Origin of the sequence: Pseudomonas graminis (assembly GCF_900111735.1) — a bacterium.
Lineage (GTDB): Bacteria > Pseudomonadota > Gammaproteobacteria > Pseudomonadales > Pseudomonadaceae > Aquipseudomonas > Aquipseudomonas graminis.
On the sequence record NZ_FOHW01000008.1, the window covers coordinates 116,463 to 129,230 of the forward strand.

At 57.9% G+C, this 12,768-nt stretch carries 18 protein-coding genes, 1 tRNA gene and 1 pseudogene; 17 read left to right on the plus strand and 3 right to left on the minus strand.

Features of this window, described 5'->3' with window-relative positions; translation table 11 throughout:
* The first annotated feature begins 1 nt into the window (after window position 1).
* From ihfA to BMY98_RS08645, 5 genes are all read left to right on the plus strand, one after another.
* Complete coding sequence (ihfA, locus tag BMY98_RS08625) at window positions 2–304, plus strand: integration host factor subunit alpha (protein ID WP_002553164.1); 303 nt, start codon at window positions 2–4, stop codon at window positions 302–304.
* A complete protein-coding gene (locus BMY98_RS08630) occupies window positions 285–641 on the plus strand; it encodes a MerR family transcriptional regulator (protein ID WP_074887387.1) in 357 nt (118 codons plus the stop codon). Before ihfA ends, BMY98_RS08630 begins: the two co-directional genes overlap by 20 nt.
* Window positions 642–749: 108 nt before the next feature.
* Window positions 750–826, plus strand: a tRNA-Pro gene (locus BMY98_RS08635).
* 301 nt (window positions 827–1,127) lie between these two features.
* On the plus strand, window positions 1,128–1,499 hold the full coding sequence (locus BMY98_RS08640; RefSeq protein WP_074887390.1) for a hypothetical protein: 372 nt from the start codon (window positions 1,128–1,130) through the stop codon (window positions 1,497–1,499).
* 129 nt (window positions 1,500–1,628) lie between these two features.
* The gene (locus BMY98_RS08645) at window positions 1,629–1,970 is read left to right on the plus strand and encodes a hypothetical protein (protein WP_074887392.1); all 342 of its coding nucleotides are present in this window, start codon (window positions 1,629–1,631) and stop codon (window positions 1,968–1,970) included.
* A gap of 63 nt (window positions 1,971–2,033) precedes the next feature.
* Here the strand turns inward: BMY98_RS08645 and BMY98_RS08650 are convergent, their stop codons facing one another.
* Window positions 2,034–2,534, minus strand: a complete 501-nt coding sequence (locus BMY98_RS08650) for a hypothetical protein (protein WP_074887395.1) — start codon at window positions 2,532–2,534, stop codon at window positions 2,034–2,036.
* A gap of 380 nt (window positions 2,535–2,914) precedes the next feature.
* Here BMY98_RS08650 and BMY98_RS08655 point away from each other — a divergent pair, with 380 nt between their 5' ends.
* From BMY98_RS08655 to BMY98_RS08690, 10 genes and pseudogenes are all read left to right on the plus strand, one after another.
* On the plus strand, window positions 2,915–3,334 hold the full coding sequence (locus tag BMY98_RS08655) for a hypothetical protein (RefSeq protein WP_074887397.1): 420 nt from the start codon (window positions 2,915–2,917) through the stop codon (window positions 3,332–3,334).
* Between the two features lie 577 nt (window positions 3,335–3,911).
* A complete protein-coding gene (locus BMY98_RS27790; RefSeq protein WP_281248160.1) occupies window positions 3,912–4,043 on the plus strand; it encodes a hypothetical protein in 132 nt (43 codons plus the stop codon).
* Window positions 4,030–5,310, plus strand: coding sequence for a translesion error-prone DNA polymerase V subunit UmuC (gene umuC / locus BMY98_RS08660; RefSeq protein WP_074887400.1), 1,281 nt, complete (start codon window positions 4,030–4,032; stop codon window positions 5,308–5,310). The genes BMY98_RS27790 and umuC overlap by 14 nt, the downstream gene beginning before the upstream one ends.
* A gap of 94 nt (window positions 5,311–5,404) precedes the next feature.
* On the plus strand, window positions 5,405–5,752 hold the full coding sequence (locus BMY98_RS08665; RefSeq protein ID WP_074887525.1) for a metalloregulator ArsR/SmtB family transcription factor: 348 nt from the start codon (window positions 5,405–5,407) through the stop codon (window positions 5,750–5,752).
* A 75-nt stretch (window positions 5,753–5,827) separates the two neighbouring features.
* Complete coding sequence (locus tag BMY98_RS08670) at window positions 5,828–6,298, plus strand: arsenate reductase ArsC (protein ID WP_074887402.1); 471 nt, start codon at window positions 5,828–5,830, stop codon at window positions 6,296–6,298.
* Window positions 6,299–6,309: 11 nt separating this feature from the next.
* Window positions 6,310–7,011 (plus strand): arsenical resistance protein ArsH, encoded by a 702-nt coding sequence (gene arsH, locus BMY98_RS08675; RefSeq protein ID WP_074887404.1) that lies wholly within the window; start codon window positions 6,310–6,312, stop codon window positions 7,009–7,011.
* Window positions 7,012–7,144: 133 nt separating this feature from the next.
* A pseudogene (locus BMY98_RS28020) lies at window positions 7,145–8,170 on the plus strand (methyl-accepting chemotaxis protein); the annotation flags it as partial.
* A 189-nt stretch (window positions 8,171–8,359) separates the two neighbouring features.
* On the plus strand, window positions 8,360–9,073 hold the full coding sequence (locus BMY98_RS28025; protein ID WP_425438853.1) for a methyl-accepting chemotaxis protein: 714 nt from the start codon (window positions 8,360–8,362) through the stop codon (window positions 9,071–9,073).
* Between the two features lie 174 nt (window positions 9,074–9,247).
* On the plus strand, window positions 9,248–9,466 hold the full coding sequence (locus BMY98_RS08685; protein WP_074887409.1) for a hypothetical protein: 219 nt from the start codon (window positions 9,248–9,250) through the stop codon (window positions 9,464–9,466).
* A gap of 148 nt (window positions 9,467–9,614) precedes the next feature.
* Window positions 9,615–9,833 carry a hypothetical protein gene (locus BMY98_RS08690; RefSeq protein ID WP_074887411.1) on the plus strand — a complete coding sequence of 73 codons (219 nt, stop codon included), beginning with the start codon at window positions 9,615–9,617 and terminating at the stop codon, window positions 9,831–9,833.
* Between the two features lie 59 nt (window positions 9,834–9,892).
* Here the strand turns inward: BMY98_RS08690 and pseH are convergent, their stop codons facing one another.
* Window positions 9,893–10,447, minus strand: a complete 555-nt coding sequence (pseH, locus tag BMY98_RS08695; protein WP_074887414.1) for a UDP-4-amino-4,6-dideoxy-N-acetyl-beta-L-altrosamine N-acetyltransferase — start codon at window positions 10,445–10,447, stop codon at window positions 9,893–9,895.
* 169 nt (window positions 10,448–10,616) lie between these two features.
* Here pseH and BMY98_RS08700 point away from each other — a divergent pair, with 169 nt between their 5' ends.
* Together BMY98_RS08700 and BMY98_RS27580 are read left to right on the plus strand one after the other, a co-directional pair.
* Entirely contained in the window at window positions 10,617–10,949 is a 333-nt protein-coding gene (locus BMY98_RS08700; protein ID WP_074887418.1) for a glycine zipper domain-containing protein, read from the plus strand.
* 10 nt (window positions 10,950–10,959) lie between these two features.
* Window positions 10,960–11,358, plus strand: coding sequence for a DUF2934 domain-containing protein (locus BMY98_RS27580; protein ID WP_245760037.1), 399 nt, complete (start codon window positions 10,960–10,962; stop codon window positions 11,356–11,358).
* Window positions 11,359–11,431: 73 nt separating this feature from the next.
* Here BMY98_RS27580 and BMY98_RS08710 read toward each other — a convergent pair whose 3' ends face one another.
* Window positions 11,432–12,643, minus strand: coding sequence for an MFS transporter (locus tag BMY98_RS08710; RefSeq protein WP_074887421.1), 1,212 nt, complete (start codon window positions 12,641–12,643; stop codon window positions 11,432–11,434).
* Window positions 12,644–12,768 lie beyond the last annotated feature (125 nt).

Below are 12,768 nucleotides of genomic sequence, written 5' to 3' on the forward strand. Positions count from 1 at the left end.
TATGGGGGCTCTGACGAAAGCTGAGATGGCCGAACGTCTGTACGAAGAGCTAGGCCTGAATAAACGAGAAGCCAAGGAACTGGTCGAGCTGTTCTTTGAGGAAATCAGGCACGCTCTGGAAGACAACGAGCAGGTCAAATTGTCCGGATTCGGCAATTTTGATCTGCGCGATAAACGCCAGCGGCCGGGCCGAAATCCCAAGACAGGGGAAGAAATCCCGATTACCGCTCGCCGTGTGGTCACCTTTCGCCCAGGGCAGAAACTGAAGGCCCGAGTTGAGGCTTATGCTGGAACCAAGTCATAACGACGAGCTACCGCCTATCCCCGGCAAACGCTACTTCACCATTGGTGAAGTCAGCGAGCTCTGCGCGGTCAAACCGCACGTTTTGCGTTATTGGGAGCAGGAGTTTCCTCAACTCAACCCGGTCAAGCGCCGCGGAAACCGCCGGTATTATCAGCGACAGGACGTGCTGATGATCCGCCAGATCCGCGCGCTGCTTTACGATCAGGGCTTTACCATTGGCGGCGCGCGTCTGCGCATGTCCAGCGATGAGGTCAAGGATGATTCGCTGCAGTACAAGCAGCTGATCAAGCAGATGATCGTCGAGCTGGAAGATGTCCTGGTCGTGCTGCGCAAGTGACATAGCGCGGTTTGCCGAAATACTTCCATCATTCAAAAGCTTAGGGTATATTCCTCGACGCTTTCGCAAGAACCCGCAACACAGAAGTAGCAGTGAGTAACGCCTAGTCGGGGCGTAGCGCAGTCCGGTAGCGCACTAGCATGGGGTGCTAGGGGTCGAGTGTTCGAATCACTCCGTCCCGACCATATTTTTCAATGACTTAGCCCAATCTTCTCAGGTTGGGCTTTTTCATGTCTGGAGATTTTCGGGGCTCATCCTGACTTCATTGTTGCAGACACGTCATCTCTGAGCTCACGGAACTGGCAATTCAGTCGATGCTCGGCGAGCAGTTCCTACAGTCCCGCCCATGATTTTCTGGTGCTCAGGTTTCAGGCTCACCAGGCAGCATCTTTGCGGCGGCCTCGACGATTTGCTTCCGAAGGGCCGGTGGCGATAGGGGCTGAATTAAGGTATTAAAGCGGCCTGCTTACTGAATGGATTCGAGCTATGCGCTACTGGATTGGTTTTATGCTGCTCGCGGCCTCTGCCGCTGCATGGGCTGATGAAGCACAGATGAAACAATGGGCAAAAATGGATCGCTGCTCAAACGCAGCGTCCGTCGTTGTTTCGATAATCGAAGAAACCTCCGATACGTTCAAGCAAGGGCTCGCTCTTCAAGGCGCGATAAACGGACTTAGAACCAATTCGAAGTTGGGTGAGGCGACCCCTACACCCACTGAGGTCTCGGGCTCCTACAATATGGCGCTTCGGATATCTGCGGGAATGCCGCGACCACTCGGGAAACGGGATCATGACTGGTTGATCGCACAATCTGCATCAGCGTGCTCATTGTGGATACCGGACGCCAAGCCTGAGTAGTTAGCCCGATGATTGTTTCCGACGGTGGCGGATAGCTTGGCGTCTGACGGGTTTTGGTGCGCGATAAGGTGCGAGTCGCTTTGGCTGCTAGCGTGCCGGCCGAAGTTTCTATCAATAGGGAGTTTTTGAATGTTGTCGATCAGAATGTCTGCTCTGCCGCTTTGTCTGGCTCTGTTGGGCTATGCCGGCAACTCTTTCGCGAGCCCGGAAGATGAAAAGCAACAAGGCCTTGTAGTGCTGGTTGCAATGGAGCAGGTCTGCAATAACGCGAATCCTGGCATGAAGAGCGATGTTGAGAACGCCATGGCATCGGATTCCACCATTGATGGGGCAACAAAGGCGGAAGTGAGAAAAACCAAATCTGACCCTGCCTATAAATTCAAGGTTAGCAGCATGGCCGACAACTTGATGCACTCGCCAATGGGGGCGTATGTCGCCAAAGACATGTGCAAGAATTACGGCTCGAAATAGTCAGTTCCACCGCAGCGCACCCGACAATCACCGAAATCGTTGCTCAGTATTCGAGGCTGACGCTCAGTATTTCGTATGGAGGTGCTGTGCGTCATCTCGCTTCATGGCGCTGATGCGACCGAGCGTCCAGAAGGAAATCCCGAAGAAGAGCAGCGAAATCAGTACGCCGCCGCTCATGATGTAAAAACCTGGCCGATAGCTATGGACATTGGCTGCGACGGCGCTGTAATCCGGAAACCAGCGCGAATGGATCAAGGTGACGTCTTCGTCTACTCCACAGTTTTCCCTCTCGCCGCATCCAGTGTCCAGGTATTGCCCTTCGTGAGGCCGGTTATCTTGGTCCACGTAACGGTAGTGCACGATCTTAGCAAGTCGGTTTCTCGGGATTTCTTCCAGCTGCGTCACCGTGCCGGTCACTTGGTCCCCATTCCACTGAAGAGCTGCGTAGGTGAAACCTTCGTTTCTAGCCATCGCGGCAAATGCTAATAAAACACAGCATGCGATAGTTAGCAGGACGACCCGGTTGTACAGATGGTCTAGTTCTGCCTCACGTGGATTAAACATCCAATGCTCCATGGCTTACGGGGGAATGTGTTTCTATCGGCGAGGTACACAAGAACTTTATCGTCATGGCCAGCCAGGGCCCGGCCGCTTCGCTTCTGCTTCATGACCCGCGCAGTGCACCTGAACCGCCAGCAAGTTGGAAACTGGGGCCAGCTGTCCCGACTGCTTGCAATGGTTCAGAGGGCGATGTACCCCATACAGAGAGTTGGCACTGAACGGACGCCCCCCTTTTCGATGCGCGGACGGGCAGGGGGGGATCGCACCTTATATGAGTAGTAAGAGAAATGTAGCATTAGGCCATCTATGGACGATTTAAGTGTGTACAATGCGCGGCGCTCAGTTCCAGCTCTGGCTGAGCATTATTTATATAGGGAATTCAGATGTACGCTCTTCGCAACTTGTCAGCAGCCGTTTTGTTAGTTTTGACTGCTGGCTGCGCTTCCGGTTTGGATCACACGCAGGAATCTGAACTGGCGGGCTATCGTGCCAACCATCTTGATGTTCAAGAAAAAAGTCCAGGCCTGGCCGCAGGACTGGGCCTCCTGCCTGGCGGTGGGTCGTTCTACGGGCGCGCTTACGGCTACGGTGTTGTCAACCTGTTGCTGTGGCCATTGTCTATTATCTGGGATCCTGTCAGTGGCTACGACGCAGCTGAGTCCATCAACTATCAGGCATCAAAGGCTCATGTAGCCAGCTTGAAGCGCCGGGACATGGATCGTCTTGACGCCAGGCTTTCAGCTAACGAGATTGATCTGAAAACCTACACGCTGGAAAAGCGAAAAGTTGACAATCTGTACTAACGATTCCTAAACATGAATGGAGCCCGCTGTAATGAGCTGAGCGTCATGCGCAGTACTTACGGTGGCCCAGCCTTATCCTTTCCCACCGGCAGGGAATTGACTCTGCCGGGCTGGGTATCGCCTCCCGTTGACAGAACGGGGTCTGGTCGAAACGATACTGCGTCAGCCCCTCGACCAGCTCGTCGATAGAGCGCTGCATGACCCGGCGGCAGGCAGCGAGCTGGCGCCTCTCAGTACCGACCTACATCAGGGATGTGTGCCTTCAATAACACCCTGGCTGATTCGCGGGTTGGCCATTGCAGGGGATGTTCCACTTCGAACCCAGTGGATTGCTCGGCCGGCACGCCCACATCTTCATCATCTCGACGCGAGTCGTCGGCGCGACATCGTAGCGCTCCACATGAATAACCAACTGCTCTGGCACAAGCCCCTCAGGGCAATGGTCCGCAGGCTCGTCGATCGAGTAGCGTCCGCACCCACGGTCACCCGTCGAAATTCCCTACACAGAACATTGACCGGAGGCAGGCTAGAACGTTAACTGTATATACGTACAGTTATTCACGGCAAGGCTTGCATCATGAGCGTCACTACTCTTGGCCCATCGTTGGCCGGCGGCGAAAAGCTGCGTCTTTACTCCCTTCACGTACCGGCCGAGCGGGTGATCTTGGCCGTGGTGAAATACAGCGTCCGCGATCATGACAAAGCCTGAGCCCGTCTTCGCGTTGATTGACTGCAACAGCTTCTATGCCAGTTGCGAGCGTGTCTTTCGGCCTGACCTCGCCAAAACGCCCATCGTGGTGCTGTCCAACAACGACGGCTGCGTGATTGCCCGAAGCTACGACGCCAAGCCGTTCGTGAAAATGGGTGCGCCTTACTTTCAGATCAAGGACCAGTTGCGACGCGACGGTGTGATCGCGTTCAGCAGCAATTACGCACTGTATGGCGACATGAGCGAACGGGTCATGAGCATCATCGAATCGATGGTCCCCGCGCTGGAGGTCTACAGCATCGACGAGGCCTTCGCTGACCTGTCTGGCATCCCCGGCGACCTGACGGCGTTCGGCAGGCAGATTCGGGCGACGATCTATAAGCGCACCGGCATCCCGGTGGGCGTGGGGATAGCCCGCACGAAAACACTGGCAAAGCTCGCCAATCACACGGCAAAACGCTTGCTGGCGAAAACCGGCGGGGTGGTCGATATCTGCGATCCGTTCAACCGTGACTGGACGTTGCGTAACACGGACGTCGGCGAGGTCTGGGGCGTGGGCAAGCGCATGAAGGCCCACCTCGAAGCCATGGGGATCAAGACCGCGATGGATCTGGCCAAGGCCGATCCCTGGACGCTGCGGCAGAAATTCAGCGTTGTGATCGAGAAGACTGCGCGCGAGTTGTCGGGAACCCCATGCCTGGAATTGGGGGAGGTCGATCCGCCCAAGCAAGAGATCTGCTGCAGCCGAATGTTTGGAAGCCGTTTGACGACTATTGAGCCCATTAAGGAAGCCGTCGCCACCTACACCCAGCGCGCTGCGGAAAAGCTCCGGGCACAGAACTCGCTGTGCAAGAGGATCCGGGTCAGTATCCGAACGGGGATGTTCAATCCCGAGGAGGCCAAATACGCCAACGGCGCCATGGTCGAATTGCCGTATCCCACCAACGACGTGCGCTTGATGACGAAAGCGGCAACGGAAGCGGTCAACCGGCTATTCCGGGCAGGCTTCAAATACAGCAAGGCCGAAGTCCTTTTGATGGATCTGCGGCAGCCCGGTGAATTTACCGACGACCTGTTTGCCCATTCGCAACCTGTGGAAGCCGAGAAGGTGATGAACGTGCTGGATGAGATCAATGCCAAGTGGGGGCGTGGAACGTTGCGCGCGGCAAGTGTGCCAGCTGCCCCTGCGTGGGCCATGCGGCGTGATCTGATGAGCCAGAGCTTCACCACGAAGATCGGCCAGCTGTGGATCGTGAGGTGCAATTAGGATCCACGCAGGCGAAATCATGTCGCAAGCGCAGACTTGCGTTAAATATATGGATATCCGTATATTCGTATGCTTGTAAACCACCGTGTCCACCATGATCACTCCACCCGAATTATTTAAAAGCCTGGCCGATGAGACACGCGCCCGCGCCACCCTCCTGATCGCCAGCCAGGGCGAACTCTGTGTGTGCGAACTGATGTTTGCTCTCCAGGACAGCCAGCCAAAGATCAGCCGTCACCTAGCCCAACTGCGCAGCGGCGGGGTGTTGCTGGATCGCCGCCAGGGGCAGTGGGTTTATTACCGCCTGAATCCGCACCTTCCCGCGTGGGTGACAGAGATGTTGCAGTTAACGCTGAACGCCAACACCGAATGGCTGCACCACAGCGCGCAGCGCCTGCTGAGCATGGAAGGGCGGCCCATTCGGGACGTTTCCTGTTGCTGACGTTTCGCCGTTCACCCTCGGTGCCTGGGCATTACGCCGGCATCAGTTTATCGCTAACGCCGGAGGAAAAAATCCATGCGAGTGCTCTTCATGTGCACGGCCAATAGCTGCCGTAGCATTCTGTCGGAGGCCATGTTCAATCACCTTGCGCCGCCAGGGCTTGAGGCAGTGAGTTCCGGAAGCTTTCCGAAAGGACAGGTGTTGCCGCGCAGCCTCACCACGCTCCAGCAAGCCGGTATTGCCACAGACGGCTTGAGCAGCAAGGGCAACGAAGCCTTCGCGGACAACCTGCCGGATATCGTCATTACCGTCTGTGATAAAGCGGCGAACGAGAGCTGCCCGGTGTATTTTGGCCCGGCGCTCAAATCCCACTGGGGGCTGGAAGATCCATCCGACGTGAAGGGTGATGAAGCGACGGTTGACGCGGCTTTCCGCGCAACGCTGGCCCGGATCGAGGCGCGCTGCAGAGCGTTTATCGCGCTCCCTTTCAGCACCCTCAGTCGCGATGAGCTCAAGCGCGAGCTTGATCGAATCGGCGGTCTTTGACAGGAGGAGATATGCAAGAGGAACTCCCTAATCTCGATCTTTCACTTTTCGACGGCATGCAGGCCTCGCCCAGCCTGAGCGATCACAAACCACGCATCCTTCTGCTCTACGGGTCGACCCGGGAACGCTCGTTCAGCCGTCTGTTGACCGAGGAAGCTGCTCGTCTGCTGGCGTATTTCGGTGCAGAGACGCGCCTGTTCAATCCCTCTGGATTGCCGCTGCCGGATGACGCTCCGGTTGATCATCCCAAGGTCCAGGAGCTGCGCGAGCTGGTGCTATGGTCTGAGGGCCAGGTCTGGTGTTCACCAGAACGGCACGGTGCGATGTCGGCTGTGTTCAAGGCGCAGATCGACTGGATTCCACTCGAACTCGGCGCCGTTCGCCCCACGCAAGGTAAAACCCTGGCGGTCATGCAGGTGTGTGGCGGCTCGCAGTCCTTTAATGTGGTTAATCAGCTGCGCGTGCTGGGGCGCTGGATGCGGATGTTCACCATCCCCAATCAGTCCTCGGTGCCGAAGGCCTACATGGAGTTCGATGAGGCCGGCCGAATGAAGCCTTCTGCGTATTACGACCGGTTGGTTGACGTGATGGAGGAACTGGTCAAGTTCACCGTGCTGTTGCGCGGCCGCCAGGCTTATCTGGTGGATCGCTATTCTGAACGCAAGGAAACGGCGGAACAGCTCACCGCGCGCGGCATGGGAGCGGCGCCTTGAGCGATCCATCCTTCGCTTGAAACGATAGATAATTTCGAACCGAATCATCAGTTTTACCGATGATCCTTTTGGTTAACTTTTTAACTAATGAGTCGATAACCGAGCATTACGAAAAAATCAAAGGTTTGAGGCGATGAAATCCAACTGGTTGGATAATTTGAAAGTCGGCAAGAAGCTGGGCATAGGCTTCGGTGCCATTCTGCTTGGCGTCCTGACCGTTACCGGGATTGGCTACAACAGCGCGGACCTGCTGATCAAACGACTGGAAAAAACAGCCAGGGTCGCTGAAGTGAAAGCCGATATGCTCGACGTCAAAGTGGCGTCGCAAACGTACGCCGCCAGCCCCAGTGCCAGCGCTGCGGAGGCATATAGCGCTGCTCTTGTGTCATTGAACGGCACCATCGATAGAGGTCTGCAGATTCTGACCGTCCCCAAAAACGTGGACATGCTCAAGGCAATCGATAACAAGGCAGCAGAACTTAAGAAAACCTTCGATCAACTGGTCAGCAACAACCAGAAAATCGATGGGGCGATGAAGCCGTTGATCAAGGTCTCCGATGAGGTCAGCGCTACCTTCGAGAACCTGCTGCAGAAGACGCTGGAGGATGCTTCACGCTCGCCAGACCAGTCCGGTATCGACCATGTGAAAATTGCAGGCGACCTGCGCAATGGTATGACCAACTTCCGCCTGGTATTCCGTCGTTACTTGAGCATTCCTAACGCAGACAATCGCCAGGCCACGTTCGCGACTGCCGACGCACTGCTCGCCCAGGTGGCCGCAGCCCGCAGCCAGTTACCCGTACAGTCAAGTGCAGCCGTCGACACCTCGCTTGTCGCGCTTCGGCAGTACAGAGAGAACATGGCGATCATCTCGCAGATGCTGCAGCAAAATGATCAGATGCGCGACGCGTTACAGCAGCTCACGACCGACACCGTTAAAAGTGCCGAGGACTTGATGGCCTCACAGGTTGTTGCGGCAAATAATGAAAAGAGCAACGCGATCATCCAATTGTTCAGCGTAGCGTTAGTTGTGCTGTTACTGGGCGTCCTCGCGGCGGCATTGATCACCCGTCAGATCACTCGTCCACTTAACGACAGTGTTATTGCGGCCCGGCGCATCGCCGATGGCGACCTGACCCACGACATTGGCACAGACCGGCAAGACGAGTTGGGCCTGCTGCAAAACACCATGCAGCATATGACGTCTTCCCTGCGCGAACTGATTGGCGGCATTGGTCAGGGCGTTACCCAGATCGCAACCGCCGCCGAAGAGTTGTCGGCCGCTACCGAGCAGACCAGCGCCGGCGTCACCCAGCAGAAACTGGAAGTTGACCAGGTTGCAACGGCCATGAATGAACTGGCGTCGACCGTACAGGAAGTCGCGCAAAACACCGAAGACGCTTCGCGCGCGGCCAGGCAAGCCACCGAGCGCGCTGCCCATGGCAGTGCGGTCGTCCAGCATGCAACCAAGGAAATCAGTCAGCTGTCTGGAGAAGTCGGGCAGTTGGGCGTGGCGATGCAGCGTTTGACCCACGACAGCGATAAGATCGGCAGCGTCATCGACGTGATCAAGGCTGTTGCGGAGCAGACCAACCTGCTCGCACTCAACGCAGCCATCGAAGCTGCTCGCGCCGGCGAACAGGGTCGCGGTTTTGCGGTGGTGGCCGACGAGGTCCGTTCACTGGCTCAGCGGACACAAAGCTCGACCACTGAAATCGAAGCGCTGATCCAGGCCCTCCAGCACGGCACCGTGGAAGCGTCGAGCTTGATGGACGCCAGCATGCGCCGGACAGAGGGCACCGTAGAGCTGGCGCGTCAGGCCGAGCAAGCACTCGTCGAGATTACCCATTCCATTGGCACCATAGAGCAGATGAGCCAGCAAATTTCGGCTGCTGCAGAAGAGCAAAGCGCGGTGACCGACGAAATCAATCGCAGCGTCATCAGTGTGCGTGACGTCGCCGACCAGTCCGCCACTGCGACGGAGCAGAGCGCGGCCTCGACATTGGAACTGGCACGCCTGGGCAACACCCTGCAGAACATGGTGGCTCGCTTCAAGGTGTGACACCAACGGGGTTTGGCTGTACAAAAGAAACCGCTTCGGCGGTTTTTTTGTTCCCGGCATTCGGTGCGTCGCTCGGTGTTCACGCGCCATTCATCTTCCTCCGGGCACTAATCCGTCCTGATGCACCTCTGTCCTGTAAGCGCAGATTTCCTGCGTCTCGTATTGGAGATCATCATGGGTATCGAAGACAACGGGCCGGATAACGCGTACCAGGGTCCTGCCGAGCCGGGCAGCAGAGAAGAGGTTTATCCCGACACCCACGCCGACACCGAGTCCACCCATCAGGGTGAAGGCGCGGCAACCGAAGCCCGAAACAAGGGGCTGGACGAGATGGAGATTCCTGATAATCCCCCTGTCGATGAAGACGAAGAGTCCTCCCCGGGCAACCGCTGAAAGACCCACTGACATCAGGCCCCACCTTCGTGTGGGGTTTTTCTTACAACACCACCGTTGTGTTAAACAAAACAGCCACTCGTCGGAACGCGCGCACTATCAAGGGGTTGGGCACTCCATTCATTAATCAAAAAATAAGGTGCCCCGGATGAGACCTCAGATCTACGACATTCCCAACGCACTCGACCTGATCAGCGAGTTGGATCAGGCGACCGAGCAGATGATGTCGATCCCCGTCGAGCATATCGGCGGCGCGCAGTGGGAAGTGGCCTTCGTCCGGCAGCAAAGCGCTTTCAGAAAATGGCGCGACTATTTGTATTGCAAAGCCGATGAACGCCCAGCCGTTCGGCTCTTGAACATCGCCTGATCTGCAGTCATTGGTGCCTGCACCAAAATGCGCATGGGCACGCATCCCGACAGCATGCGCTAACGGCGCCCCGAAATGCGTTCCACCGCTGCCAGCACCTTGGGCCGTTGCGCCTGCCATTCACTGTTGGTGATGCCCAGCAACACTGCGCCGATACGCTTGCCATCGCGCACGATGTGTTCCCGCCGCACCCCCTCAATCACGAAGCCGAATTTCTGGTGCATTTTGATCACCGCCGGATTGATCTCCAGCACTTCGCAGTTGAGTTTCTCCAGACCTGCGGCGCCGAACGCGTGGTCGAGCATCCAGAACTCCACCTGACTGCCGAGGCCTTTGCCCTGCAGCGTGGTGTCGAGGTAGAAGGCCCAGTCCGCCGTGCCGTGGGTGGTGTTGATCGCGCTCAGCGAAACAACGCCCACAGGCGATGCGTCGATCACGATGACGAAGACCTGCTGCCGGACGCTGGAGCGGAGCGCCTCTAGCCAGCTCAAATGCTCGGCTTCGCTGATTTCATGGTCGGTGTACATGAACTTGCGCACGTCTGGCTGGTTGCGCAGTTGCCGGACGCGGGCTTGCTGGTCGGCGGGCAGCTCGAGTATCGGCACGACTTTCATGGATTCCCTCTTGAACACGGCATACGGCTATTGAGTCCCCATTCAGTCTGCGCGGCGAGTGGTGGTTGATCGCTTGCAGCGCGGCATAAAGGGGTTTTTTCAAAGTCACTGGAACGAATCGATTGGCGCTTCAGTCAACCTTTCTCACACCCCAGGAGGCAGAATTATTATGGCAAGCGATATCACAGAAAAACTGCGTGACGATCTTTATCAGAAAACCCGTTCCGAGCTGAACACTTTTCTCGATGAGACCAATGCCTTGCTGGCGGCAGGGGATGCCTTGAACGAAGATCGCACCACTCAGGCCCGTGAGCGGCTGAAAGATTTTCTCGCCCGTGGCACCAGCCCGGTGACTGAGATCGAAATGGCTGCGCAGCCTGCGCTGACCCGCGCGGTGGGCAATGCGAAATCCTACGTGACCACACATCCGTGGGCGGCCGTGGGTGTTGCAGCGGGCGTGGGCCTGGTGGCCAGCCTGCTGCTCAAACGCAACAGGGATTGAGGCGGCCATCGTGGTTCGCCGTCGATTTCCGGTGGATCCGTTAAGTCCGGTCAGCGGCCGGCTTGCGTTCACCGGCCATTGCACGCCCGTCATTTACCCTCGTTATCGGCTGGTACTGTTCATGGCGGGTACCGTAGCGGACGATGGATTCGGCACCGCTCTGGCGCCGGCCAATGTCTTGCGCAAGCATAAATGGGGGATACGCATGAATGTCGACGAAGACACTGTTCGTCAGTTGGCCCAGTTGATCTGGGAAACCGAAGGCAAGCCAGAAGGGCAGGAGTCCCGTCACTGGGAAATGGCCACACGCCTGGCGGAGTCCGCTGCCATGGCGCCGGTCCGCACTTCAAGCAAGCACAAGGTTGATACGTTGTTTCCGTCGCCCGATGAGGCAGACCCCGACGCCTGAAAGGTCCAGGCTCGCCCGGACGCGGTGTCAGGGCGACGCACGGATCAACGTCGCACGTAAACAGCTCGCGGCTTCAGGCTGACCCTGAAGCCTGCCGGGCAAAGCGGCGATCAGCCTGCCGCGCATCCATCAGCGCCCAATACCACATACCCAGACCGCCCAGCGTTAACGCTGCTGCCGCATAGCCGGTGGCCGGCAAACCGTAGCCCGCAGCGATCACCACCCCACCCACGAGCGGGCCGATGGCGTTGGCGACATTGAACGCACTCTGCACCAGTGCGCCCGCGAGAGACTGCGCATGCGGCGCAACGTCCATCAGGCGGGTTTGCAGGATGGCCGCCAGGCCCACGCCGCAACCAATGAAGAACACCAGCGGAATGAGCACCCAGAGGTTGCCGGTGGCCGAGGGGTAGAGCGCCAGCACCAGTGCGGTGAAGCCCAGCGAGACACCGGCGGCGAGCATCGTGGCGCGGTCGGCGGCCCAGCCGCAGATCAGGTTGCCCACCGTGGTACCCAGGCCAAACACGGCCATGACCACCGGAATCATGAAATCGGACGCGTGGGTGACCTCGATCAGCGTGGCGGCCAGATAGGTGTACACGCAAAAGATCCCGCCAAAGCCGATGCCGGCGATACCCAGGGTCAGCCAGACCTGCCGCGAGCGCAGGGCGTTGAGTTCGCGCAAGGGGCTGGCGTCGGCCTCGGCAGGTGTCGCGGGTGCCAGGAAACGGATCAGCAGCGCAGTGATGACGGCGAGCCCGGCAACGATGGCCATGCCCCAGCGCCAGCCGATGGTCTGGCCGATCCAGGTGGCGAACGGCACGCCGACAATGGTGGCGATGGTCAGGCCCATGAACACGCGGGATACCGCTTGGGCGCGGCGGTTCTTAGGCACCAGCGAAGCAGCCAGCAGCATTGCCACGCCAAAATACGCGCCATGGGGAAACCCGCTGAGGAAGCGGAAGAACACCAGCCATGGCAGCGAAGGTGCGACGGCGCTCAGCGCGTTGGCAATTCCGATGAAGGCGGCCAGTGCCACCAACAAGGCCCGGCGCGGCAGACGCACGCCTAAGACCATGATCACCGGCGAGCCGATGACCACGCCCAGGGCATAAGCGCTGATGGCATGCCCGGCCAGCGGCTGGGTGACATGGAAGTCGCTGGCAATGAACGGCAGCAAGGTCATCGACGCGAATTCGGTGGTACCGATGGCAAACGCGCCCATGGCGAGGGCGAACAGCAGCCAGGCCATGTTGAAGTCATGCGGAGTGTTGGAGGTATTCATGGCAGATCAGGAAGGGTTTCCGGGAAGAAGCATGCTGTGATACTTGAAACCGATTTCAGTTCAACCCGGGAATGACTCATGGCGCGGGAGTGAGTCAACCCTGAAGTGACGCCGGCTGACGCGTG